At 63.3% G+C, this 22790-nt stretch carries 39 protein-coding genes; 4 read left to right on the forward strand and 35 right to left on the reverse strand.

Annotated elements, in window-relative coordinates:
- From ACFQ95_RS09325 to ACFQ95_RS09385, 13 genes are all read right to left on the reverse strand, one after another.
- The coding region (locus ACFQ95_RS09325; protein ID WP_422830581.1) for a DNA cytosine methyltransferase at nt 1-708 on the reverse strand (708 nt) is incomplete at its 3' end.
- Entirely contained in the window at nt 705-1319 is a 615-nt protein-coding gene (locus ACFQ95_RS09330) for a hypothetical protein (protein ID WP_422830582.1), read from the reverse strand. The genes ACFQ95_RS09330 and ACFQ95_RS09325, both read right to left, overlap by 4 nt.
- Entirely contained in the window at nt 1316-1537 is a 222-nt protein-coding gene (locus ACFQ95_RS09335) for a hypothetical protein (protein WP_422830583.1), read from the reverse strand. Before ACFQ95_RS09335 ends, ACFQ95_RS09330 begins: the two co-directional genes overlap by 4 nt.
- The gene (locus ACFQ95_RS09340) at nt 1534-1941 is read right to left on the reverse strand and encodes a DUF4406 domain-containing protein (RefSeq protein ID WP_422830584.1); all 408 of its coding nucleotides are present in this window, start codon (nt 1939-1941) and stop codon (nt 1534-1536) included. The genes ACFQ95_RS09335 and ACFQ95_RS09340 overlap by 4 nt, the downstream gene beginning before the upstream one ends.
- The gene (locus ACFQ95_RS09345; protein ID WP_422830585.1) at nt 1938-2147 is read right to left on the reverse strand and encodes a hypothetical protein; all 210 of its coding nucleotides are present in this window, start codon (nt 2145-2147) and stop codon (nt 1938-1940) included. Before ACFQ95_RS09345 ends, ACFQ95_RS09340 begins: the two co-directional genes overlap by 4 nt.
- A gap of 2 nt (nt 2148-2149) precedes the next feature.
- A complete protein-coding gene (locus ACFQ95_RS09350; RefSeq protein ID WP_422830586.1) occupies nt 2150-2590 on the reverse strand; it encodes a hypothetical protein in 441 nt (146 codons plus the stop codon).
- A gap of 1 nt (nt 2591) precedes the next feature.
- On the reverse strand, nt 2592-2792 hold the full coding sequence (locus tag ACFQ95_RS09355) for a hypothetical protein (RefSeq protein WP_422830587.1): 201 nt from the start codon (nt 2790-2792) through the stop codon (nt 2592-2594).
- Complete coding sequence (locus ACFQ95_RS09360; RefSeq protein WP_422830588.1) at nt 2780-3004, reverse strand: hypothetical protein; 225 nt, start codon at nt 3002-3004, stop codon at nt 2780-2782. Before ACFQ95_RS09360 ends, ACFQ95_RS09355 begins: the two co-directional genes overlap by 13 nt.
- Before the next feature lie 2 nt (nt 3005-3006).
- The gene (locus tag ACFQ95_RS09365) at nt 3007-3420 is read right to left on the reverse strand and encodes a DUF7673 family protein (RefSeq protein WP_422830589.1); all 414 of its coding nucleotides are present in this window, start codon (nt 3418-3420) and stop codon (nt 3007-3009) included.
- Nucleotides 3417-4136: a tyrosine-type recombinase/integrase gene (locus ACFQ95_RS09370; protein ID WP_422830590.1), complete on the reverse strand. Its 720-nt coding sequence runs from the start codon at nt 4134-4136 to the stop codon at nt 3417-3419. Before ACFQ95_RS09370 ends, ACFQ95_RS09365 begins: the two co-directional genes overlap by 4 nt.
- Nucleotides 4137-4319: 183 nt before the next feature.
- The gene (locus ACFQ95_RS09375) at nt 4320-4625 is read right to left on the reverse strand and encodes a hypothetical protein (RefSeq protein WP_422830591.1); all 306 of its coding nucleotides are present in this window, start codon (nt 4623-4625) and stop codon (nt 4320-4322) included.
- Entirely contained in the window at nt 4618-5094 is a 477-nt protein-coding gene (locus ACFQ95_RS09380) for a phage regulatory CII family protein (RefSeq protein ID WP_422830592.1), read from the reverse strand. The genes ACFQ95_RS09375 and ACFQ95_RS09380 overlap by 8 nt, the downstream gene beginning before the upstream one ends.
- A gap of 103 nt (nt 5095-5197) precedes the next feature.
- Nucleotides 5198-5362, reverse strand: coding sequence for an Arc family DNA-binding protein (locus ACFQ95_RS09385; RefSeq protein ID WP_422830593.1), 165 nt, complete (start codon nt 5360-5362; stop codon nt 5198-5200).
- A gap of 94 nt (nt 5363-5456) precedes the next feature.
- Here ACFQ95_RS09385 and ACFQ95_RS09390 point away from each other — a divergent pair, with 94 nt between their 5' ends.
- Together ACFQ95_RS09390 and ACFQ95_RS09395 are read left to right on the forward strand one after the other, a co-directional pair.
- On the forward strand, nt 5457-5768 hold the full coding sequence (locus ACFQ95_RS09390; protein ID WP_422830594.1) for an Arc family DNA-binding protein: 312 nt from the start codon (nt 5457-5459) through the stop codon (nt 5766-5768).
- 54 nt (nt 5769-5822) lie between these two features.
- Complete coding sequence (locus ACFQ95_RS09395) at nt 5823-6731, forward strand: DUF4238 domain-containing protein (protein WP_422830595.1); 909 nt, start codon at nt 5823-5825, stop codon at nt 6729-6731.
- Nucleotides 6732-7359: 628 nt separating this feature from the next.
- Here ACFQ95_RS09395 and ACFQ95_RS09400 read toward each other — a convergent pair.
- Genes ACFQ95_RS09400 through ACFQ95_RS09410 form a run of 3 tightly spaced genes read right to left on the reverse strand, consistent with a single transcriptional unit; the run spans nt 7360 to nt 9037 of the window.
- Nucleotides 7360-7746 carry a hypothetical protein gene (locus ACFQ95_RS09400; protein ID WP_422830596.1) on the reverse strand — a complete coding sequence of 129 codons (387 nt, stop codon included), beginning with the start codon at nt 7744-7746 and terminating at the stop codon, nt 7360-7362.
- A 51-nt stretch (nt 7747-7797) separates the two neighbouring features.
- A complete protein-coding gene (locus tag ACFQ95_RS09405) occupies nt 7798-8229 on the reverse strand; it encodes a phage protein NinX family protein (protein ID WP_422830597.1) in 432 nt (143 codons plus the stop codon).
- A 31-nt stretch (nt 8230-8260) separates the two neighbouring features.
- Nucleotides 8261-9037, reverse strand: coding sequence for an SOS response-associated peptidase (locus ACFQ95_RS09410; RefSeq protein ID WP_422830598.1), 777 nt, complete (start codon nt 9035-9037; stop codon nt 8261-8263).
- A 39-nt stretch (nt 9038-9076) separates the two neighbouring features.
- On the opposite strand from ACFQ95_RS09410, the gene ACFQ95_RS09415 reads away from it, so the two are divergent.
- Together ACFQ95_RS09415 and ACFQ95_RS09420 are read left to right on the forward strand one after the other, a co-directional pair.
- Nucleotides 9077-9445, forward strand: coding sequence for a hypothetical protein (locus ACFQ95_RS09415; RefSeq protein WP_422830599.1), 369 nt, complete (start codon nt 9077-9079; stop codon nt 9443-9445).
- A gap of 25 nt (nt 9446-9470) precedes the next feature.
- Entirely contained in the window at nt 9471-9785 is a 315-nt protein-coding gene (locus tag ACFQ95_RS09420; RefSeq protein WP_422830600.1) for a hypothetical protein, read from the forward strand.
- Between the two features lie 9 nt (nt 9786-9794).
- Here the strand turns inward: ACFQ95_RS09420 and ACFQ95_RS09425 are convergent, their stop codons facing one another.
- From ACFQ95_RS09425 to ACFQ95_RS09515, 19 genes are all read right to left on the reverse strand, one after another.
- Nucleotides 9795-9935, reverse strand: coding sequence for a hypothetical protein (locus tag ACFQ95_RS09425; RefSeq protein WP_422830601.1), 141 nt, complete (start codon nt 9933-9935; stop codon nt 9795-9797).
- Nucleotides 9936-9950: 15 nt separating this feature from the next.
- Nucleotides 9951-10337, reverse strand: a complete 387-nt coding sequence (locus tag ACFQ95_RS09430) for a hypothetical protein (RefSeq protein WP_422830602.1) — start codon at nt 10335-10337, stop codon at nt 9951-9953.
- Nucleotides 10338-10340: 3 nt separating this feature from the next.
- A complete protein-coding gene (locus ACFQ95_RS09435) occupies nt 10341-10904 on the reverse strand; it encodes a hypothetical protein (RefSeq protein WP_422830603.1) in 564 nt (187 codons plus the stop codon).
- A complete protein-coding gene (locus ACFQ95_RS09440) occupies nt 10897-11223 on the reverse strand; it encodes a DUF6527 family protein (protein ID WP_422830604.1) in 327 nt (108 codons plus the stop codon). The genes ACFQ95_RS09435 and ACFQ95_RS09440 overlap by 8 nt, the downstream gene beginning before the upstream one ends.
- Nucleotides 11223-11780: a lysozyme gene (locus tag ACFQ95_RS09445; RefSeq protein ID WP_422830605.1), complete on the reverse strand. Its 558-nt coding sequence runs from the start codon at nt 11778-11780 to the stop codon at nt 11223-11225. Before ACFQ95_RS09445 ends, ACFQ95_RS09440 begins: the two co-directional genes overlap by 1 nt.
- Nucleotides 11777-12133, reverse strand: a complete 357-nt coding sequence (locus ACFQ95_RS09450; protein ID WP_422830606.1) for a hypothetical protein — start codon at nt 12131-12133, stop codon at nt 11777-11779. Before ACFQ95_RS09450 ends, ACFQ95_RS09445 begins: the two co-directional genes overlap by 4 nt.
- Before the next feature lie 10 nt (nt 12134-12143).
- Nucleotides 12144-12482, reverse strand: coding sequence for a hypothetical protein (locus ACFQ95_RS09455; protein WP_422830607.1), 339 nt, complete (start codon nt 12480-12482; stop codon nt 12144-12146).
- Nucleotides 12479-12745 (reverse strand): hypothetical protein, encoded by a 267-nt coding sequence (locus ACFQ95_RS09460; RefSeq protein ID WP_422830608.1) that lies wholly within the window; start codon nt 12743-12745, stop codon nt 12479-12481. Before ACFQ95_RS09460 ends, ACFQ95_RS09455 begins: the two co-directional genes overlap by 4 nt.
- 9 nt (nt 12746-12754) lie before the next feature.
- Nucleotides 12755-13594, reverse strand: coding sequence for a hypothetical protein (locus tag ACFQ95_RS09465; RefSeq protein ID WP_422830609.1), 840 nt, complete (start codon nt 13592-13594; stop codon nt 12755-12757).
- Complete coding sequence (locus ACFQ95_RS09470; RefSeq protein ID WP_422830610.1) at nt 13591-14976, reverse strand: hypothetical protein; 1386 nt, start codon at nt 14974-14976, stop codon at nt 13591-13593. The genes ACFQ95_RS09465 and ACFQ95_RS09470 overlap by 4 nt, the downstream gene beginning before the upstream one ends.
- Nucleotides 14973-18626: a phage tail length tape measure family protein gene (locus ACFQ95_RS09475; protein ID WP_422830611.1), complete on the reverse strand. Its 3654-nt coding sequence runs from the start codon at nt 18624-18626 to the stop codon at nt 14973-14975. The genes ACFQ95_RS09470 and ACFQ95_RS09475 overlap by 4 nt, the downstream gene beginning before the upstream one ends.
- Nucleotides 18627-18747: 121 nt before the next feature.
- Nucleotides 18748-19212 (reverse strand): DUF1799 domain-containing protein, encoded by a 465-nt coding sequence (locus ACFQ95_RS09480; protein ID WP_422830612.1) that lies wholly within the window; start codon nt 19210-19212, stop codon nt 18748-18750.
- Nucleotides 19173-19499, reverse strand: a complete 327-nt coding sequence (locus ACFQ95_RS09485; RefSeq protein WP_422830613.1) for a hypothetical protein — start codon at nt 19497-19499, stop codon at nt 19173-19175. The genes ACFQ95_RS09480 and ACFQ95_RS09485 overlap by 40 nt, the downstream gene beginning before the upstream one ends.
- Before the next feature lie 25 nt (nt 19500-19524).
- Nucleotides 19525-20460, reverse strand: a complete 936-nt coding sequence (locus ACFQ95_RS09490; RefSeq protein WP_422830614.1) for a hypothetical protein — start codon at nt 20458-20460, stop codon at nt 19525-19527.
- 32 nt (nt 20461-20492) lie between these two features.
- Entirely contained in the window at nt 20493-20693 is a 201-nt protein-coding gene (locus ACFQ95_RS09495; protein ID WP_422830615.1) for a hypothetical protein, read from the reverse strand.
- Between the two features lie 24 nt (nt 20694-20717).
- On the reverse strand, nt 20718-21146 hold the full coding sequence (locus tag ACFQ95_RS09500; protein WP_422830616.1) for a hypothetical protein: 429 nt from the start codon (nt 21144-21146) through the stop codon (nt 20718-20720).
- Entirely contained in the window at nt 21143-21694 is a 552-nt protein-coding gene (locus ACFQ95_RS09505; protein ID WP_422830617.1) for a hypothetical protein, read from the reverse strand. Before ACFQ95_RS09505 ends, ACFQ95_RS09500 begins: the two co-directional genes overlap by 4 nt.
- Entirely contained in the window at nt 21694-22311 is a 618-nt protein-coding gene (locus ACFQ95_RS09510) for a hypothetical protein (RefSeq protein WP_422830618.1), read from the reverse strand. The genes ACFQ95_RS09505 and ACFQ95_RS09510 overlap by 1 nt, the downstream gene beginning before the upstream one ends.
- Before the next feature lie 24 nt (nt 22312-22335).
- Entirely contained in the window at nt 22336-22755 is a 420-nt protein-coding gene (locus tag ACFQ95_RS09515; protein ID WP_422830619.1) for a hypothetical protein, read from the reverse strand.
- Nucleotides 22756-22790: the final 35 nt, after the last annotated feature.

Here is a 22790-nt window from a genome sequence, read left to right on the forward strand (position 1 = left end):
CATATGGCGCAGCACGTCGCCCACGGCATGCAGGCGGCGCTTGGGCGGCTCGTACAAAAAGGCCGGCACCTTGTCCATGCGGCGGGCCACCAGCAGAAAGCGCTTACGGCTTTGCGCCAGGCCATCGCCCAGCTCGCCGCAGTCGTGAGTCGTCTCACTCACCGCATAGCCGTAGTGGCGCAGCAAGCCGATGATCTGGTCCAGCAGGTGGCGGCCACGGCTGGCAATGCGCGGCACGTTCTCAAAGATGAACAGGCCGGGTAAGTCATCCGCAAACGCCTCCAACATTAGCCACACCCCGCGCAGGGTGAGCTCGTTCAGGGCCTGGTACTTGGCCGTCACGCTCAGCGATGCACTCAGCAGCCCGCTGAAACCCTTGCACGGCATCGAGGTAAACACGATGTCCGGGAAATGGCCATGCGCCGCACGTCGCACCGTTTCGGCCGTGGCCTCGCGCCAACCAGCGGGCGGCATGTGGCCATGAAAGGCAAGGTACTGGCCCAGCGTGAACAGGTCCACACAAGCCTGCTCCACACCCGTCAGCACCTTGAAATCGCGGCAGGCACGGGCGTCCACGTCGATGCCGCCCACACACACCATCCTGCCCGGCATACCGGGAATGGAAGGGTCCGCATCTTTGAAGCCCGCCGCCCCACTACCCAGGCCGCCGCACATGTGAAAGTGCGTCACGGTTTGCACACTGGTCATTCACATTCCTTCAGCGCGGCATCGCGCGCAACGTTGAGTTCAGCCATGGCGGCATGGGTGCCGCCGTGGTCGGGGTGAGTGCTCTTCAGCAAAATGCGGTAGTGCTGCTGGATCTGGCTGGCCACGGCCGGGCCGTTGCCGTACTCAAGTACTTCGCGCCAACCGCGCTGGCTGGCCGGCGCGGGCAAGGCTGTGAAGCCGGTGAAAGCACGGTCCAGAATGGCCGCGCCGCCGTGCCGCTTGATGGCCCGCATCGCCTCCAGGGTGGCGGCGATCGCGGCCAGGTTCTGCGCCACGTCGTCGTACTGGTCGACCGCCATGCAGCGCATGGGCGCCTTGGGGTTCTGCTGCCAGTACACCGCCACACCGGTGTCGCTCGGCTTGGCCTGGTTGCTGCGCGGGTAACCGTCCAGCCGGGTCTGCAGGTTGGTGCTGATGATCACGTCGTCGGTGTGAATCGACAGCTTGGCCAACTCTTCCAGCACGCGCTCCACGCCTTGGAACACGGACAGGTCATTTCCCGACTTGCGGAACAAGCCAGGCTTGCGCGCACTGGCCGCCGTGCGCTTCCAGCCCTCCGGCCAGGTCAGCGGGTAACGGGTGGGGGTCATAGCGCGTCATCCTTCAAGCGTTCCACACGGCCATCGCGGTACACCAGGCGGTTGCCGGCACGGCTGGGCAGCTGTTGCGCGGCATCGCCGCCGGCGCGGGCGCAGGGTTTCGTCAGCTCAGGGCAGTGGTAAGGCCCGGTGCTATGGGCAATGCCCACCGCCTTGGCAAACGGAATGCGCGACTGCAGCTGGCGGCTGGTTTGCAGGTATTCGCTCATTGGCCCACCTCGCCGCCGTCTGTTGAGCGGGTAAACACCGGCACGCCTGTGCGGAAGGCCTGGCCGTGGTGCGCCGCGGCGGGCTTCAACAGCGGGTCCTCCCACACGTTCAGCAGGCACTGCACGCGCACCACTCGCATCTTCAGCAGGTGCGCCACATGCAGCTCTTCCTTGCTGCCCTTGCTCAACTCCCAGCCGGGCAGCACGGCCACCGTGTCGCAGCGCAGCACCTGGGCCAGCGACATGCGCAGGTAACCCTCGTACGTCTTGCACTCGGGCTCTGGGTTTTCGGCCGGGTTCTCCACCGTGTGGCCATGGGCGCGCAGTTGCGCGGCGGCGGCGTGAAACGCCGGGTAGTTGTAATCGGGCAAATGGCTCATGGGCCCGGCCAGGTAGATCTTCATGCGCTTGGTTTCCTTTCCTCGGTAGACAGCACCAACCAATCGGCGGCGCGGGTATTGGGGTAGCTCACGTCAATGCACTGGGCAATGGCCGCGCGGCCGGCGTCGCACTCGCGCTCCACCTGCACGTCGATGTGGCCGGTGGTGTTGCGGCCCTTGCGGCGCAACTTCACGCGTATGTGCTTCAGCACGGGGGTAGCAGTCGTCACAGTCAAATTCCTCTCGATGCAAAGTTGTCGATCGCCTGCACTTGCGCCAGGTGTTGGGTCAGTTGGTCGGGGCCTTCGGCTGGCAGCGGCATGCTCAGCTCGTACATCACCAGGTGCAGGCCCTTGCCCTGCCCCTCGGGGCTGGCCACCTCGGCCACGCCTATGCGGTAGTGGCCTTTGTGCGGCTCGGCCTCCACCGCCCGGGTCAGGCCCTCGGCGCGCAGCTTCCAGGCGGCACGGCGGGCCAGGGGCGTGCCTGCCAGGCGGTAACCCGCGTGCTCGGCAAACGTGGCGTAGCCCTCCACCACCAGGTCGGCCAGCGCGTCGTCTATGGCGGGTGTGCAAGTGCTGCTCAGGCCCGCCTCGAGCTGGGCACGCGGCACCCAGGTGCCGGCCTCCATCAGCCGCGTCACAAGTTCATCCATCAGCGGGGTCAACGCCATCTCAGCGCCCTCCCCGCTGCTGGGCGCGGCGTTGCGCGGCCAGGTCAATCTCGGTCTCGGCCAGGTAGCAGCGCAGATCTGCCTCGCGGCGCCAGGCCGCCACCACCTGGTGCACATGCAACGTGAAGTGGCGCAGCCGGTACACCACCGCCTCGGCCAGCTCCAGCAGGCCCAGCACCACCCACCAGATCACAAGGCGCATGGCGTGGCCTCCAGTGGTTTGCGGCGGCGCTGTTGCACCAGGCTGGGCACCAGGTGCAACGTAGGCTTGGTCGACAAGCGCATGCAGTGCATTACCCGCGCCGCGCCCCATTCCTGCTCGGCCTGGCACATGGCATCCATAAAGCTCGCGGCGCTCACGCGGCCGCAGCGGCGGCGGCCTCGGCCGTCAAAGTGGGTTACCTTGAACAGCATGCTCAGGCACCCACCACTTCGGGCAGTTCGGCCTTCTTGCAGGCGCCCTTGAGGCGCATGTCATAGGCCCAGTGCTCCAGCTCGGCGCCGGTGTTTGCCCCCTCGCCCAGCAGCGCATCCAGCAGCACATGCACTTCGCACCAGGTGTGGCGTGCATCCATGCGCAGCACCACCATGGCCGCCTCAAAGATGGCCGTGTCAACAGCGCGCAGATCGGTCAGGTCAAACGGAAAGCGCCGGCCGTTGTACAGGCCCAGCAAAAACTTGGCGGCATATCTGGATCCGCTGGTGCCTGGGTGCTGTTGCACCACGTTGTACAGCCGCAAGATGGCCGTTTGCTGCTCCGGCGTGTAACGGGCAATGGTCGTTGCACGGTGCTGCGCCATACGCTCGGCCTGGGTGGTCTGCATGTTCATGCCCGCACCTCCGCCAGCTTCTGCGCCTTGGCCTTGGGCATGCGCCCACCCGCCACCGCGTGCATCTCGCGCTCAAAGTCTTCGCGCAGCATCTGCGTGTAAATGCCGGTGCTGGCAATGCTCTCGTGGCCCAGCGCAATCTGCGCCACCTTCAAAGCGTTCTTGCCGCGGCTGCGTTTGATGATGTTCACACCCCGGGTGTGGCGCAGCCAGTGCGGGCTCACACCAGGTGGCAACCCGGCGGCAGCGGCCCACTTGGCCATGCGGGCTTGCAAGGTGCGCACACTCATGTGGTCGGCCAGCAACTTGCCGCGCACCACGCCGCAACGGCCCCACAGCAGCGGCGCCGCGCCCTCGGCACGCAAACCCAGGGGGCACAACTCAGCGTTCAGCCGCAGCAGCGTCTCCAGGCACTGGCGCACCGGCTCCGTCACCATGTAGCTGTGCGGCTTGCGCTTCGCCACTTTGGCCGGTTGCCCGGGCTCCACCTTGTAGCCGTGGCCCTTGCGCTGCTCAGCGCGCATGGTCAGCCAGCCATGGGCCAAAGCCTGGCTGGCCTGCGCCGCCATCGTCGTGGCCAACTCGTTCACCCGCATGCCCGTCTCGATCAACAGGCGCATCCAGGCATGGTCGCGCTCGGCCAGCGGCCCCGCCGCCTGCTTGGCCGCCTGCAGCAGTCGGCGCTGCTCGTCGTCCGTCAAATGTCGCTTCTGCATCACACACTCCTTGGTTGTCGTTACCCATTACCCCATCCAGTGCCGGGCCCAGGCCCCCCAGGGCCAAAGCCAGCACCACCCCACCCAGCCAGCGCGCGGTCTGTCTCACGTCACCGGCTCCGGTTGTTCTTTTCACGGCGTGCGCGGTTGCGCAGCAGGCCGTACGCGCTGCACGTCAGCGCCTTACGCATCACCGGGTTCTCCCAGGCCGCCTCGAAAGTCGGCCACCGCTGGGGTAACCAGGCGCAGGCGTCGAACACGCGGCGCGCCCACTGCTCCACCAGCACCTCGTCGGCTGGCGGTAGCGCCAGCGGCAGCTGCTGCGGGCTGGGCAAGTTCGGTTTGTGCGTGTTCGGCATGGCGGTACCTCGCGGTCAAAGCAGCCTTGATCTCTTGCCCAAACAGCGCGGCAATGGCGCGCGCCGGGTTCACCACATAGCCCTCAGGCACGCGGTGCTGCACGTCTTGAAGGTGTGAGGGCTTAGACATGCACCAGGCCCTCCAGGCGCTGCAGCAGCTGCAGCACCGCGCGAATCAGTTGGTGGCCCTCTGCCTGTACGGCTTTGAAGTCGTCAACACAGAACCGGTCGTCGTCAAAGCCGCGCGCCAAGGCCTGGCACATCTGGCCCTCTTCACTGCCGATGTGGCACAGCAGCTTGCTGATTTCGGCGTCGGTCGGCGCCGGGCCCGGCGTAATGTCAAACGTGCCCAGGTGGAACAGATGGCACAGCGCGTGCAGCACCTGCAGGTCGCCGCTGATGCGCGTCACCCAAACCACATCGCGGAGCGTGGGCTGGTGGCGGCTCTCGTCGTTGGCGTCGGCCTTGTTGTAGAGCACGCCCGGCACCATGCCAATCTCGGCCGCCATGTCGGGCACACCGTAGCGGTACACCAAGCGGCGAAAGGCTTCGTGCACGTTCACCTGGGTGGGTGACTGCGTGGCGTTTTTGGGCGTCATGCGTGAGTCCCGCCTGCGTCGTCACGCACCGTGACGGCAGCGCCCAAAGCCCCTACCATCCGCGTTTCTCGCAACATCACATTGGGTAAAGATGTATTCACATTTACACCTTGTTTCCCAGGGACCGCTCCAGGCGGCTTCGCATCTCACTGCTGCGGCTTCGGCAGTTGTTCTGGGCCGCTTTGTCCAGAGCGGAAATCACATCTTTTGGGAGACGAATCACCACCGGTGTGGCCGGTAGCGGCACCTTCTTTTTCAAACCTTTCATGGCACTCCTCATGTATTCACATTGGCAACACTGTGAATCTATGTGAATACATTTTTAGTGTCAAGAACTTTTTAATCAGTGGGAAAATTGCGCGATGGAAAAAGAAACGTTCAAGGCACGGGAAGTGCAGCCAACAGTGCTGCGCTTGCACCCCGACATGCGTGAAGAATTGATGAGGTTGGCCAAGGCAAATGGCCGCAGTCTCAGCAAAGAGATCGCGGTGCGCCTTGAAGAGAGCTTGAAAGAAAAGAAGCACGCGGCACCGCCAATGCCATCGCAGCAGTTGCGCGCCCAAGAAAAAAGCCTGGGCGGTTTCGTCTCTGAAACCGACCAGGCCATGCTCGATGTATTCCACTCGCTGCCGCCAAAAAAGCAGCTCGCCCTGCTTTCTCTATTTGAGGGCTAGGTGGGCGGCTCGCTGTGGTCTTCCGGCCAGAAGCAGACAGTGCGTTACGCAAACATGAGCAGCACCGACCCGGTTCGACAACACTTTGTGCCACGTGGCTATCTAAGCTCTTGGGCCTGCGGAGTTGGTGCCCAACCTGGCTGGGTCTGGCGGTTCGACCGCGAACTGACGCGCGTCGATCTCAAGTCGCCTCGCAAAATCCTTCGCGAGGCGCACATTTACACCACGCGCGCGCCCGATGGAACGCACGACTATCGCTTTGAAAGATTTCTTCAAGAACGCGAGGATGCCTTCTACACAGTGCGGCAGAAGCTGTTGGCGCATGAAATGCTGGACACGCCCGAGTGGGTTGATCTTCTAGCATTCACCGCCGCAGCGCGGGTACGCACGCAGATCAATCGAGATCGTCACAGGGCACAGTGGGGGCAAGTCGTGAAGATCGGCGAAGAGATGATGAGCAAGCTGTCTGAGATGTCTCCTGACGCACGTTCGCAGTTTGCAAAGATGCAGCCCGCTAGTGGGAAGAGCAACGGTTTGACCTTGGACCAGGCACGCAAACTGCGAGACGAGCCTATTCAAACCACGCTAGTCCCCGCAATAAAAAAGCTTGTTGAGCGCTTCGACCGCATGGAGGCAGCCGTGCTTTTTGCTCAGGGGTCGGCCCGATTCATAACGTCCGACAACCCTTGCGTTTTCTACGATGCCAATGCGCGTGCTCGGCCACCCCTCAGAGCGTTTCCTGACATTGCGTCACCAACTTTTGAAGTTTCGATGCCGCTAAGCCCTATTGCATGTTTGCGCCTTGGACCAAAAAGAACCGGTCACTACGCTGTATCCGATGACAATGTCGTCGCCATCAATAATCGCACGGCTGCAGCAGCTGCCCGCTTTCTCGTCGCAACAACGCGAGAAGGATGGCCGCCGCATTGCGGGCCTGCAGATTGGCGATTGGGTGTTGACTAGGCGACTGCGGATTGCGGCGGTTAGGCTAGCCCATGCCGTCGTCGCTTCCCGCACGTAATCGACAATATCGATTCAATTGAGCAAATTCCGCTTGGGTCCCAAAGCTCTCAAATCGGACTATATACAGGCCCGGCTAGCCTGGCTTTTTTTTCGCCAAAACTAGTACCTATTTGCTCGTCACAGGCTCCTGAGATTGGTCTGACAAGGAGTTTTCAATGACGTTAATGGAGCGAAGTCTTCCCTCAAAATCCCGTAGTTCTTTGTACTCGTTAACAGCAACTATGCAGATAGCAAGCAGAGCAATGGGAATGCCGTACACGAGAGGAAGAAAGAAGAGAGAGGCAGGCGCTGCTACAACGCAAACTAATGTAGGGGCGATTGAAGTTAGCCCCCTTTGTGGGGGCGGCTGATTGTCATTCATGTTGTGCCTATGCTCGCATGCGGCACCAACAGACAACTCACAAACCCTGCGCTTCTGTTCAGTATGGTCCCTTGTGCCAAGAAGTCACGTTCTCATTTGTATCGAAACGTGGGCCGTCAGAGACCAGGCGGCTACCCAACCCCGCAACCGGCGACGAGGCCAGCCAGCAGGTGACAGATCTTGGTCGATAGCTGTCCACCCAGTCCATCATTGAGATAAATGCTCTTGGGCGTCAAGCAGAAACTGGATAGACGCTGTGATTTGGTCACGGGGAAATGTCGTGAAACTCGACGTCCCGTCGTGATAGTCGGTCCGCAGAATGGCCTGAGCGCTGGCTTCGTCCACGCTCCAGTCGATTTGCTTAATCGGCTTTTGCAGCGGGCTGACTTCCGGCAAGTTCATATTGGCCCGCTCCACCTTGAGCCGGTCGTTGGCAATGTTTGCGGCGGCGGCAAATTGATCACCGTGTTCAGGTGAGAAGGCAACCACGAACGGACCATGTTCGCTCAGCACCTCGACGTAGGCCATGCTTGCGTCGGGCAACATCCCTGCACCCTGCACGCCGGCGATCCGAAACCCTTCTTTTTGCTGCATGGGAATCCTTCCTCTCGGGTTAAGCCCGTGAAACCGTTAAAACGAGTTGGGTCAGCCAAAGAAAAACGGCTGGTAGGTGAAATCGGGCGCGCTGCTCCAGTCCGGGTTGTCATCCACAGTGGGCCCAAACCTTTGGTGCACAAACGCCTTCAGGCCTGCGCCAAGGTAGGTGAAGTGCTCCATCTCCCCTTCGATCGAGTAGCGGCCGTCTGTATCGGTGCGCAGCGTGTAGCCGGCCCGGGGGTTACGGTCTTCGTTGCCGCCAAACACAAAAATGCTGCCATGGTCCAACACCGGCCCACCTTGGGCCCAGTTGCGCAGGGGGTGGTAGGCCTCCAGGCTGCTGTGCGGCGTGCCCTTGGGGTCCCCGTCCACCAGCGTCACCCAGTGCCAATGCACTCCGTCCACGCTGTGCAGCGACCAGCCTTGTGCACGCGCAACCCATCGGTCCAACAGCTCACCATCCAACTCTGAAGTTTTCATCATTCAATCCTTCCCGCGTAGGGCCGCGATATCAAAACAACTCACCCGCCACATCGAGGTCTTTGCCCTCTCCCGTGGCCAGGTCCAACACAATGCGCCGGCGCGTGTCGCGCGGCCCATGTTTGAACACCTCCACCGTCGGCAGCCGAATCAGGCGCTGCGCCTGCTCGGCCGTGCCATGCAGCCAGGCATCCCAATCGGCCCGCTCCAGCGGCACCACCGAGCGCTTGTCCTGCTCCTCAGGCGGCAACACGTTGCCTTGCCTATCCACCTCGGGTTTGTGCAGCAGTTTCAGCAGTGGGTGGGCATCGCAATTTTGCGTCAGCATCGTGAAGTTGGGCACCACCTCACCGGTGGCATGGTCGGTCCACTCGCTCCACAGGCCAGCCAAGGCCCACGGCGCGCCGTCGGCACGCTCCAGCCGCCAGTAGATGTTCTTTTTGCCAATGCCGTAATACGGCTCAAAGTAGGCCCACGCCGGTATCAGGCACCGGTGGCCCGCCTTCCAGGCGCCGCGATACGTGTGCGCTGTGGCCATGCGCTCGTTGCGTGCATTGTTGGTGCTGAGCTTCTTGGGTTTGGTGCCAGGCGGGTCGGTCTTGCGCGGCTGCAGGGTCGGTATGCGCGTGGTCGACCCCGGCGGAATCATCCCCCACTGCCCCACCTGCAGCAGCTGCCCAGCCTTGACGTACGGGCCCATCGTCAGCGGCGCCTGGCTGGTGCGCCAAGGGGGCAAGTCGTCGGGTATTTGTACGTCAAAAAACGCCTCCAGCTGCTCAGGCCCGGGGGCGTCGTACTCATTGCACATGGTGTTTTCCTTGCTTAGAAAATACTGTATGCTTAAACAGTGATTCTACATGTCTACCAACTTCGTTCAGGCGGCACACGCCGCCCACGCAGCGCCATTCTGCGGGGCAGGCCCGTGCGTGGCCGCTTCATTTACCGCGAGTATGAGGTCGGCGACCGCAAGATCATGCGGGCCAGCATCGTGGACGACAAGGGCATGGACCTGCTCGACCCACTGGTCCACGCCAGCATTCCCAAGATCGGGCTGGGCATGCACGTGGTCGGCACGCAGTACATTGGCCACGGCGGCGCCAAAAGCCGAACGGTGCAGTACCCACAGTCATGGGTGTGCGCTCAAACCGAGCCAGATCTGAAGGCGCTGATAGGCCTGGTGCCCGAATACGAAGACGAAGACGACAAGCCGTTTTAGGCCGTTAATCACAAAGGAGAATGCTATGGACCAGGTGCGCATCGCCCGCTTACCCACGCTTCTGCCGGGGGAGCATTACGACGGTGAAGAATGGCTGCCGGCCGAGGCCGAATTTTGCCAGTGGTATGAAGAGCCAATGATTAGCTACAACGAAAAGTATGGGGACAACACGCACTGGCTCGAGTTTCGCGAGGTTCCCGACGACCAAGTTGAATCGAAAGTGCAAGCCATGTATGACAGGCTCATCTACAGCAGAACGCCAGAGGGGCAGCTTGAGACGATCAGGAAAGCCAAGGAAGACTTTGCAGGCATTCTCGACCTGCCCCCGCAAGATAAGTGAGACGCCCACTCACTTCGGGTTGACCATCGCGACTCTGCGCACAATGGCAATGCAGGTTTGCACAGCAGCGGCTTTCGCGGGCTGGTCTTGGGCAATCAAGCGTTTGCGGTAGGCCTGTAGGGCTTCAATCACGGTAGCTGCTTCGATCATGGTGCCAGTATTGAATCACAGCGCGGCAAACGTAGAGTCGCTCATGGCCAAACCGCTGTTGCCGGAGGCCGAGATCTCCACCCAGTTCATGGCAATCCCGTCGACCACCGTGCCGCGCAAGCGCGTCACGCGCAGCAAGGGCATGCGCTCACGCATCACCTGCAGGTGCAGGTCGGTCACAGCAGCGTAGACAAAGTGAATGCCCAGCTCAGTGAACGGCTGCAGGCCCACCCTCTCCATCAGCCGGTAGAAGCCCGGGCCCATCAGCGAATCGATCAACGCGTTGTCACCCATCTGCGTGACCTGCAGGCTCGACGTGGGCCGCTTGTCTGGCCCGCGCTCAAACACCAGCACCGTGGTGCGCCGGTGCACGTTGCGGTGGGTGATCTGGTCGACCGCCATGCACTACCGCCCCGCCTGCTCCGCGATCTTCCGCACCGCGTCGCCACTTGCCTTGCTGCCCCGGCTGCTGCCGATGAAGTACGCAATGGCGCCGGTGAGCCCAGTTTCAACTGTCGCGTACGCTCGAACGATCAACGCGCGCAAAAACTCGTCGCTCGGTAGCGGTGCGAAATAGAACACGGCAAACGTGACAATCCACGCGACCCCCAAGCCCAGCAGGATGAACTGCGGCACCTTGTCACCGGTGGCTACCTGCCGGCCCCGGGCGTCTTGCACGTCTTTCAGCACCGCATCATCGGCCGCCTGGTTGACCTTCTCCAGGTCAATGTCGAGCTCGCGCATGCGCACTTCAAACGCCTGCTCTGCGGTTTTGATCGCCACGATCTGCTCGCCCGTGAGCTGGCCGCCCGCAATGGCTGCAGCCAGGTCACGTTCAGTCCCATCTTCGCGCCCGAGCACGGCGCTGGCCAGCACCTTCACGGCCGCACCGGCCATGGGGCCACCGAGCGCGGTGCCGAGCACGGGCGCCACACCGGCCACAAACTTTTTCCAATCGAAGTCAGCCATGGTGGGGCTCCAGTTCAGGAAGGTCTACGGTCTGGCCTGCCAGCGCATGGGTGCAGTCGCTCAAAAACTGAATGCGGCCATCGGTCACAAACGAATGGCACACGTCGGGCGGGTCGCCCTCTTCACGAACCCAGGCGGAATCTACGGCACGCCCGGTGCGCACCAACACCGAGGGCGTGAGCGTCGGCCGGTCAAGCGAGCCGTTCCAAGTCCAGCAGCCGGGGCCACTGGTGCTCACGGCATGCTTCGTGTCGCAACCAGGGCAGTGAAACCACGCGTAGTGCGGCGCCGTTGGCGAGGGGTGTTCTAGGCGTGCCATCACACGGCCCTCTTTCCGATGGCAATCGCCTGCTCGCCGCTCGCCCCCAAGAACAACGCACGCTCAGCGGCCCGCCGCCGGCGCAGCCCCAACAATGAAATGCCCTTTGACTTGTGCCACATCAAAATGGCGTCGGCCGCGCCGGTCAAATCGCCCTGGTTGAATCGCCGCACCACAGTGGACGTTTTGAACGCGTCGACGCCAATGTTGTAGGCCAGGCACACCATCGCATCAAACTGGCTTTGTGTTGGCACGCTCACCAACGCTACGCGCACACCCGGCTCAAACTCGTTGGCCAAGCGGTGCGCAAACCGCGCATCTGCCCATTCCTGGGTCACCGCCAAACCCTCCACCACGTCGGGGCCTGTATCACCCCAGCCAATGGTCCACGGCGCTCCAGAGAGGCCACGCATCGATGTGGGCACCGAACCCAGCCATTTCAGGCCTGCAGCCGCCAAGGCCCTTGCCAATGGGCTGCCCGGATCTGGATACGCGACGAGCCGGCACTGCTCGAAGTAATGCATGACGGCCTGGCCGCCAAAAGCTGAAGTGTTCATTTGCGGCCCCCTGTATCAGCCGTGCGGCCACGCAGAATGGCCAAGCTCTCTTTGATCTCGCCCGTAGCGCCGCGCAGTTCCTTCAGGTCGGCCTTCAGCTCGGCTAGTGCGGCTTTTGTTTGCTCGCGGTCGGTCGCGGCTGCAGCTTTCACCGCCTCCACATCGGCCTTGGTCTGCACCTGCTCCGTGCGAATGCCGTTGTAGAGCGCCAAGGCAGACGAAGCCACAACCAGGATCTGCACGATGGTGCCGGTGTTGATGGTCGGGTCGAATCGCATCAGGCGCTTTCCTTCTGTGGGCGCGGTGGTGTCGCCCAGTGGGGCGGGTCGGGTGCGGGTGGTGGTTGAACTCATGGCGCTCCCCTCAGTCCTGCGTGATGGCGGCTACGTCGCGGGCACCGAGATCTGTGGCACCGGGTTGCCGCAACACGGCAGACAAGGCCATGGGGATCACCTGGTTGGCTTTCACCATTTCGTTGCGGAACGACTCGACCGCCGCACCGGTGGCGCGTTGCTGTTGCGAGTTTTCGATCAACAGAACGGGCAACCAGGCCATCGCACAGCCACGCTCGTCGGTTTGCTCGCCCGTGTTCGGGTTGCGTCCGGCAAGCTGGATGCTCCAGGCGCAGCGGTGGATCTTGTTGTCCCTGATCTCCTCGCACTTGCTACCGAGCGGACACGTAGCTACGACTTCGATGTTCATGGTGCCGACGCCTCCACCATCCAGCTCAGATCCACATCGCGCACGATCCAGCCATCGAACGTGGCATTGATGGCGGCTTCTTTGCCCTCCGGCAAGTCTGTAGGCGGCGCCTTGAGGATGGTTCGCGGCGGCAGATGAATGTTCATCTGATCAAGGTTGCGTTCAAAGTTGTACGGCCCGATGTAACTCAGGTCGTCACCCCACTGGTGGCCAGTGAGGACCTCCCTGGTGGGCAACTGCTCGGCTGTGTTGTCTTCTTCCATGGCTGGCTCCTAGTTTTTCGTGCAGATGATCAAATCGATGTAGCGCGGCACCCAGTTGGTCCCGCTTGAACCGTTGTCAGTGGTGCCGGAGTGGGTGTGTGAGGTGGATTGCCCGCCCACGGAAATCACCGCATAGCCGGTCTCCGTGTAGTCCCCTCCTGAGCCTGGGTAGCCAGGCGCCCCAGATCCAGGTGAGCTGTTCTGGTTGTTACCGTTGCTGTAGCGGTGTTGGTGCCCTAAGTCACTCGCGGGATGGTTATGGCTGGAACTCTCGGTGCCGGTGCTAAATCCGTGCGTGTGGTTTGGCACCACGTTGTTCAGGATCGGGCTGTGCGAGCCGCCCACCCCACCCCCAGCCCCCGACGACACGACACGCAACATGCGGTTGTTCGCGTTGTCCGAGGTGTCGCGCGTCCAGCCAGTAGGGGCTGCGACCTGGGCAAAGGCAATGCGAGTGCCGGCCCCAAAGTACTTGCCGGGCGGATCCAACGGCGTCCAATCCCCCGACACTCCAGGCGTGCTGGCCGCCACGTTGGGCAGGTCCACCATCAAGAGCCAATATGAGCCAGCATGGAGCACCGATGCAGGCCGCGATAGAGCACCAGAAAGAGCCGACCAGTTCCCTTTGAAGTTGGCCCCGGCCAGCGCCACGCCCGAGGCGTCGGCAAATTCTTTCGCCGCCGTGGCATTGGTGAAGTTGGCCAGCAGCGCGGCGTTTATCTGCGCGCTGAAGTTAGCCCACCAGTTCACCATTAACTGCATGCGGCCCGGAAACGTCAGCTTGTCCTCTCGGTCCGGGGCTGGGCTCGGTGCAAGGTCCACATAGGGCGGTTCCACAGGAAGAGTCATGTCAGTCCTTTCACCGCCAGATTCGTGATGGTGTAAGTAGGTTTTTGGAAGGTGAAGCGCCAGCGCGACATGCTGGCGAAATTCACCAAGGCATCGAACTGCACCTCTTCACTGGGGATGTAGAGCGCAGGCTTGCTGCCAATCTTCTTGCGCAGCCAGGTCACGCGCGGCATCAGCCCGGCAGGCACGTGAATCTCATAGCTGTTGTCGAACGAGCTGTTCCCAGCGATACGCGTAGTCACGCCGTACTTGTTGCGCGTGACCTGGCTCCAGTCCACAAAATCGCTGTCAGCGCCAAAGTTGCATTCACCGATGTCGTAGCTCACACCCATGGTGAAAAAGCCGCAGGCCACCGGCCCATTGCCCTCCAACACCACGGTGATCAAGCCATCGGCATACGGGGCCAAGTTACTGAAAAGGGCCTTCTCGACCTGAATAAAGGGGTCGAAACACCATTCCCAGTAATCCTCGGCAAGCGAGCCATCCAACGACTTGGTGCGCGCCGAAATCAACCGCCCGCCAGCTGCCACGTGCTGCGTCAGGGTGACGTGCCCACCCACCAGGCCCATCAGCCCAACGGTGTCAATCACGCCCGGTGGGCGCAGCAACAACACAATGGTGTTGTTGGCGGTGGTGGGCGTGCTGACCTGGTCATCGAACATGCCCCAGCGGTTGGTCTTGTCCCGCACATTCCAGTAAGCTGCATTCGCGGCCAGGGCTGGGTTCTTGTTGAGGTTGGCGGGCGACTCCTTTGCCGACTCGTACACCGTGTGCGTTGCAGGGTCGTAGCAGGTCTGCAGCAAGTTGTAGGTGGTGCCTGCGTTCCATGGCGCCTCACCTGTGTCCGGTTCAGGCACGCTGCTGTAAAGCAACCCCGTGCCGGTCAACACATCGGCCGCACGCGTGGCGGCAGCGCCGTTGGTCGGGATCCAACTACTCGCGACAGTCTTGCTCGGCTCCAGGTTCGCGTATGCCACCACGCCAATGACCGTCAGGGTCAACGTGCCGGCTGTGGGCGTGAACGTGATCGACCGCCGCGCTGGGTATGCTCCAGCCCCGCCCACAGGCCCGCCCGAGCTGTACACACCGCTCAGCGCAATGCTGCCCGTGCCAAACCAGCTCAGCGTATGGGGAACCGCTGCCACGGTGACGCTTTGCGTCGACAGCGCCAGGCTGTTGAGCAGCAGATTGGTGGCCGCGCCCTCGATCAACGCACCCAGGCATTGCAGCGTCACCGGATCATGGGTAATGCGCGGCACATTGGCCGCCACCGTCTGCATACTGCCGTCGCTTGCAAAGCAGGTGGCCACACTGGCCCGAGCAAAACTGCCCATCGTCAGCGGCAGGTCCATCGGGTCCACGATCTTCATCATCGTGCTCATAGGGTCGCACGCTCAGGGGGCAGGCCCTGTCCATCAAACTTTTCCCAGAGCTCCAGCAGGTCCAGCAGCGCTACCGTACCCACGCGCGATTCACTGCGCGCCTCGCTCACCTCTGCAATCAGTCGGTTCATCAACTGCGCCAAGCCACTGTCGCTGCCCGCCCCTCCGCTGCGCATCGCTTGGCCCAGCTGCGCCTGGTTCCAGTACCTGGCCGGGCCCGTGGCCTCCACCTCCCAGCCGTTCTCGCCTACCAGGCGCAAGCCACCGCTGTGGTCGCCACCACCGGCAAACGCCGGAATGCTGGTCAGCGTCTGCCCTGCCGCGCTCTCGGCCGCGTTCAGTTGCTTGCCCGAGATCTGCAGCAATGCATCCAGCTTGCCCGCCAGCAGCAGGCGCGCGCGCTGCTCTTCAGCGGCCGAGGCATAGCTGCCGTTTTCCACTGCGCTGCGCGCCGCGGCGATGGCTTCGCGCAGGGTCGCATCGTCGGGCAGGTAGCCGCTCTTTTGTGCCGTGCTCAGCGCTTGGTCGATAAAGGCCTGGCCCGCACTGGCTTGCATGCCGGCGGTGCTGCTCACGCTGCCATACAGGTCGGCCACGCTGTCCTTGAGGACATCAAACACGGCCCCCACCGAGTCCATCAGTTCCTCGGCAGCAGCTTTGCCGCCGTTGGTGATCGAAGCAAACGCATCGGTAATGCCCATCAACGTGTTCCAGGTGTTGCGCCCAGCTTCGGTGTTCAGGTCTTGCGCCTCGATGTAGCTGCGCAGCTGTTGCCGCGCGGCATCGCTCTTCGCTGCCACGTCTGGCATGGCCAGGCCAAGGCTGTTCAGCGTGTTGGTCACTATGGCCGTGGTGTTGGCGGTGCGCTCGGCCTCGGTGTAGTAGTTCTGCTCGTAGCTGGCCAGCTTCGACTGCAAGGCGTCCAGCCCACCGGCGGTGGCCACCAACGCCTCGGCCGCCTCCATGCCCACCACCTTCAGGTTGGCAAACGGCAGCTTTTGCACCGACTGCATGAAACTGGTGTACGCGCTGGCCCGATCCAGGGCCGCAGTGATCTCGGCCACCGACATGCTGGCCGTGTCCAGGCTGCGAATGAAGCCATTGATGTTGGGGTCGAGGTCGGTGTTTTGCAGCAGCTTCACCAGCGCTTTGCTGCTGGCCAGCGTCACGGCGGCGGTCAGCTCCGCTTCGCTGCGGCCCACGTTTTCCACGCCGCCCAGCTCGGCGCCACGGCTGTACACCGTGGCGCCGTTCAACTGGGCGTCCAGCACCAGCTGCGTTTGCGCCTTGCCCTTGGGGTCTGTGGCCACAAACGCGCCCCCGGTGTAAGCGCCGGCCTTGCCGCCCAGCGCTGCAGCGGCCGAGGCATAGCTGGCCCCCACCGACTCCACAATCTGCTGCGCCTGGCTGTCATTCGCCCCGCCATAGCTGTAGCTGCCGGCGCTCGACCCCATCAGCCGGTTGTTCACGTTCAGCAGCGCGCCGCTGTTGTAGCCGCCCTCAGACTTGGGGCCACCGCCACTGGTAAATTTTTTGGCGAGCATGGCCACGGCAGCAACGCCCAAGGCAATGGGGCCCAAGGCGCCGGCCATCACCCCCAAGCCACTGCCAATGCCAGACAGCGTCCCCGTTCCCAACAGGCTGGCCCCAGCGTTCAAGGTCGACAAGATGCCCCCGCCCGCACCCCAGGCCCCCGTGAACCCTGCGGCAATCGACCCCGTGCCAGACAGCAGGCTGCCCACGTTCCCCAGGCTGCCAAGGCCCGAGGATCCGCTGCCGCCAGCCGCGGCCGAGGCCGCAGAGCCCGTCACGTTGGCCCCGATGTTCACCACAAAGGTCTGCTTGGCCAGTTGGTACAGCACGTCTAGCACCGACGACTGCAGCGTTTTGCCGATGCGTTTAAACGCGTCGTCGCCCCAGTCGGCCACATTCACAAACGTGTCGTGCGCCGTCTGGTCCACCGACTTCCAGAAGTTCTCAGACTCCTCGCGCTGCGCTTTGGTGTTGATCAGCGTCAGCAGCTCGCGGCGCGCATCAATCTCCTGCTGCACAGCCTGGTAGCCCTCGCTCCCCTCCCAAAAGCGCGACTGCTTTTCTTTGAGGCGGGCAATGGTCACTTCTTCAATTGCCTGCGCCAGGCTGATGTTCTTTTGGGCGGCCAGCTTGGCGGCGGCCTCTTCATCCAGCAGGCTGTTGGCCCGGTCGCGCACGCTGGCCAGGGCTTTCTCGCTCGCGGCCTGCTGCGCGTTCATCCAGACGGCCACGCTGCTGGTTTCTTTGTCGAGCATGGCCTGGCGGGTCTTGGCCACGTCGCTGGCGGTCTTCAGTTCGTCCTTGGTGGCCTTCTCCACCATCTCGCTGGCGGCCTTGCGTTCATACAGCGCCGTCACTGTGGCGCGCTGCGCGGCCGTGAACTTGGCCCATTCGTCGCTCTTGGTCAGCGCCAAGAACTCAATCTGTGCCTTGTTGTAGCCCAGCTGCGCGCCCTCGGCCTCAGCCGCAGCGCGTGGCAATTCCTTGCCCAGCTTGTCGATCAGCTTGTCGTAGTCGCTCAGCTCGGCAGCGCGCGACGGGGTCTTTTTCTTCTGGCCTTCGATGTAGTCATCAATGGCCTTTTGCTCAAGCTTGGCGCTCTGGGCTTTCAGAAAAGCATTCGCAGCCTCATTCGCCTGGTTCGCCTGCAGCTCGGCCTTGCGGGCCAGCAGCGACTCGCGCAACTGGTCTTGCACCGCAGCGCCGCGCTTGGGCGTCTTCTGGGTGGCCAGGTAGTTCAGCTGCTTGTCGATCGCCTCGATCTGCTGGGCCAGCGTGTCCTCGCGGCCAAGGTCCAGCATGGCATCCCAGGCGCGACTGGCCCAGTTGCGCACGCCCTGCCAGGCCTTCTCCAGCGTGCCCAGGTTCTTGGTCAGGTCGCCGCCCAGATGCTGGGCCAGGATGTCGCTGTTGGCCGCCATGGCCTTCTGCGTTTCGCCCGCCTTCTCCAGGCCCTCGATGTACTTGTACTGATCCAGCGTCAGGTAGTGGTATTGCTCATTGTGTTTGGCCGCCCACTTAGCCACGCCGTCACCCATGCTGGCAAAGTCAGCGGTTACCGTGTCGCGGCTCTTGCCGCTGAACTGCGTCACCAGCTCCACACCCTTGGCCACGCTCTCCAGGCTCTCACCACCCACGCGGCCGGTGGCCACCAGGGCCTCCATGGTTTCGCGGGCATTGCCCACCAGGCCGTTGATGGATGCCGCCGCGTTGCGCGCTGATGCATTGATCTGCCCCGCCACCAGGCCTGCGGCATTGCCGGTGAGCGTGATGGCATTGGCCTGGCGCTCGGTCTCACGGCTCACCTGCAGCGCAATCACCCCATAGGCCACGCCTGCAGCAGCCGCCAACCCCAAGCTTGTGGCCAGAAAGGCGGTGGCACCACTCAGCCCGCTGGTGGCCTGCGCGGCGCTGGTCAACACGCCGGTCTGTTTTTCGAGCGTGCTGCCCAGGCCCTCGCTGGCGGCATCCACCCGTTTGGTGGCCCCCTCGATCTTGGTCGCGCCGGCGTCCACCGCTTGCGCGGCCTCGGCCATGCCAGGCTTGAGGTTGCCCAGCTCGGCCTTCATGCGCACCACGATCTGGTACAGGGTGGACGCACCCACGCCGCCGCTCATGCGTCCCCTCCCGAGTTCAGATTTGTGATGTGCGCGCGCGTCATGATGTGGCCCTGCCGCACCGTGCGGCAGGGTGATCATTCGCGGTTTGCGCGGCCATTTAAAGGCCGTGCCAAGGCCGTTAGAAGGTGAAACCGCGCGGTGGGGGTTCGGGTTTGAAGGCCTTGGCCGAGGCCGAGCGCAGTGCCTGCTCCATGCCCTGCAGGTCCGTAAACATGGCGGCCAGTTTGGCCTTGGGCAGCCGCAGCATGCGCGCCGCAGCTTCCACACCGGCGTAGTCCAGCCGGTCAAACCGCCGGTCGCCGGTGTAGCGGTTCTCCGTGGTCACCCATTGCGAGGCCACGGACACAAAAAATTCAAGGCTGTCCCAGTTCTCCGGCCACACCTGGTAGGCGCTGGTGTCGGCGGGCGGGGCCAATTGGCGCTTCAGTTGTTCGAGCTGCTCGGGCGTGGCGCCCATGGCCCGGGCACCGTCCAGCACGTTCTGGTCCACCGGCGACTCGGGCCGGTCGGGCTCATCCAGCCCGGCCCAGCGCAGTGCCGCCCCTACGAGTTTTTTGCGCGTGCGCCGTTCACACCTTCCCAAAAGGCCACGGCAATGCCGCGCGCCGACGGCGCAATGCTCAACACGCTGTCCAGGTTCTCTGGGGTGAACGGCAGGTTTTCCCGGGTGTCGCCGTCGACCAGCTCCCAGCCAGCTAGGCGATCACGCGCCAACTCTTCATCGGAGATTTTGCGCAAGGCCTTGAGTTCTTCAGCGGTGGCCCGTTTGAAGATGCCGGTGAAGGTGTTCACGACTTCGTTGCCTTGGTCGTCAAGCACCGTCACGGTCACTGTGTTGGGGAATTTGGGGCTCAGGGTACGGTGAAACATGGTTTTGGCTTTGAAGTGGAAAGACTTACTTGACGGTCAGCACGAACTCGTCGTTACCGGTGTTCGGGATCATGCTGAAGGAGACGTTGGTCATCGACACGCTGTTGTCTTCACTGAACGTCGGCGCAGCGGTCACCTGTACATAAGGCACATCAGCCTGAATGATGTTGCCGGCGGTGGTGCCGTGCACGATGGACAACGGGCCCTTGGTGCCCAGGCGTGTGATCTCGCCCCAGTTCACCACTGCTGCGCTCGCCGTTTCCACCACCATCGAGCCCGCAGGGGAACGGTCAGCGCTGGTGGGGCCGGCGGCGCCCACCAGGTCGCGGTAGGCCAGAGCGTTGGCCATGTCCATGGTGAGGGACTGCATCACCATGGGTTGGCCGAACGCGCTGAAGCTTGGCGTGTTGACTTTGCCCACGGTGAGCGGTTGCTGGTAGCCGCTGAAATCCGCCGTGGTCGGCAGTACCACATCCGTGGCGGGCGAATACTCGCCCAGAAACTTGTACTTCATCACGGGGATTTGCTTCGAGTTCAGCTCGAAGCTCACCGTGCCTTTGGAGCCCGTCAACTTGAACAGCAGGCCATCAAGGTAGCCATAGCACGTCACCGTCGGCTCCCCGCTGCTCACGGGCTGATAAACCGCACTGGTGCTGGCAGACAAGGTTTCGCTGAAGCCGCAGGCCTTCAAGGCTGGGGCCCACTTGGGTGCGGTACCGGCGGCGCCGGCACCCGCCAGTTCAATCTCAAACTCCAGCACGCGGTGCACGCCCACGGCCAGCGAGCCAAAGTTGCCCTTGTAGCCACGAATGTTGTTGCGCTGCACGAACTCGGCGGTGATCGGGTTCAGGGTGACATTGCGCACCAGGATGGAGTTTGCTGCCGCGGTGGGCGCTGCATCGGTGCCGCTGGTGGTTTCCACCTTTAGCGTCAACAGCATGTTCTTGACTGACTTGGCCATGGTTTGCTCCTAAAAATGTGGTGGTGCGGCGCTCAAGCGTCCACTGGGGCGGCGTCTTCTGCAGGCGGCTGCGCCTTGGTGCGCACACCGGTGTACGGGTCGCGCACGTAGTCGCCGCCAATGCCGGTGAACTCGTCCGCCGGCCAGCCACCAGGTGGCACAGGCAGCGGCTGGCGGGTTTCGGCGGCGGTGTTGGCCGCTTCAGCGGTGGGCGTTTTGGTCTTGGTGTTCATGGGTGCGGTTGTCCTCAAAGGGTTTCAATACTTCACGTCCAGGCCCAGGGTGAGCCAGCCGTAAGGGTGTTCAAGCTGCTTGCTCTGCTGCCAGTTCCCCGGCGTAACCGAGTCCACACCAGGCAGCTGCGCGTGTTCGTGCACCCAGTCCAGCAACTCGCCCAGTAGCGCAAGCTCGGCCTGCTCAATGGCTTCGGGCTCGGTGTCGTCCGCAACCTTCAGAAAGCCCACCAGGTTGAGCTGCAGCGTGCCCAGGTCGCCCTCGCGGCCACGGTAGTTGGCAAAGTTGCCGCCGCCGCTCACCACCAGGCACACCACACCGGCCTGCAGGCGTTCCAGCGGCGCATTGCCCGGGTCTGCCAGCAGGCTGCGCTGCACGTGGCGCGTCGTCAGGGCGGCCATCAGGCTGGCCTCGATCACGTCCACCGCCGGGTTGGGTTTGCGTACGCTCATGCCGTACCACCCTGCGCTGCACTGGCGCGCATGGCCGCTTCCACGGCCGTGATCAAGCGCACACGCATGGTGGGCTCCAGCTGCTGAAACGCCGGTTTCACAAAGGGCCGCGCCTTGGTGCCCTTATGGCGCACGCTCCAGGCCAGGCCTTCGTAGCGGTCGCGCAGCTCCAGCTCCATGGCGGTGAACTTCAGCGAACCTTTGCGCGGCTTGCGCGCGCTGCCAAAGGCCTTGCCCTGCAGCCATTGCACGATGGAACGGCTGGCGGGGTCAAAAAAGCGCGGCAGGCCTTTCCCGCCGGGGCGCACGCCCTCTTCCACCGCGCTGGCATAGGCCGCACCTGGTGACACCTCGCGCACCAGTGGCTCGGGGCTGCTCATGTGCACGCTTTGCGTCAAAGCTGTGCGCCACTTGGGCGCCGTCATCTTCAGGCGGCGCTCAATCAGGCGGCCCATGGCATCCAGTTCGCCGCTCAGCGCGCTCTCCACCTCGGTGGGCAGTTGCCGCAAAGAACCAACCACGGCCAGGGTGTGGGTGTTGGTACTCATCAGGCAGCGGCCTCAAAGATCTCCAGCAGCTGGGCGTGCAGCGCCGCGGCCGTGCTGTTGCGCGGCTGGCCGCTGTAGCCGTCACGCATGGCCACGGGCTTGGTCACGTTGCGAATGGCCAGCTCGCGCAAGGCCTCCACCTGGGCGCGCAGCAGCAGCAGGCCACGGTCGGCCAGGTTGACCGTGCTCTCGGTTGGCTCATCGCCCAGCGTGTGGGTGGCGAAGTAGTAGAAGCGAAAGCTGCTCCCGCGCGCGGCAATGTGCAGCGCGTTGGGCGCCGGCGCAAAGTCCAGCCAATACCCTGCGCCGTCGTTCGAGGCGCTCATGCGCGGCGTGGCGCCGGGGTAGCCCGCATCCCAGGGCTGCAACGCGCATCCGCGCTGCTCCCACAGGTGCGTCTTGTAGGCCGAGAAGTCTGCACAGTCCGCCAGGCTGTAGCGCGGCACCTCGGCCTGCAACAGCACCTGGCCCAGCTTGGTGCGCGGGCGCTTCAGCGCCATCGCGGGCAGCGCCTGCAGCACAAAGCGCCGCATGTCGGCCAGCGCGTCCGCACCAAAGGCTGTGGCGCTGTCATGCAGGCTGTGCTGCAGGTCCAGCGCCAGGTCGGGCAAAGACATCGTACCGGCCATCTGCTGCGCGCCTTAGGTCTGCTCGCCGTTGCCGGTACCGGCGGGCGGAGTGCTACCGCCGCCATCGCCACCCAGGCTGCCGTCGGCCAGCGTCAGGCGCCGCTCCTGAACGGCGGCCAGCACGGTGCTGCGAGGCTGCTTGCGCTCGAGCTCGAAGCTCTCCAGCAGGGCCAAGTCTTCGGCGCTGTACTCGGGCACGGCGGCGATCAGCTGCGCGGCATTGGCGCCCTGGTAGAAGGCCAGGATCTCGTCGGCACGAATCGGCGTGCGATCGCCTTGGTTGCCGCTGTTGCCGGCCTCATCGCCGCCAGGGAGAAACTCGCCGGGCACTGCATCCCGGTCAAACTCGCGGCCTTCGCCGGGCTGCAGCAATTTGCCGCCAATGAACTTGGCGGCGTCGGTGTCGTTCGACACATAAACTTTTTGATCCACGGGGTTCTCCGTTGGCCCAACGGGCCGTGCGCTTG

This window comes from Variovorax sp. HJSM1_2, assembly GCF_049316285.1.
Taxonomy (GTDB): Bacteria; Pseudomonadota; Gammaproteobacteria; order Burkholderiales; family Burkholderiaceae_C; genus Rhodoferax_B.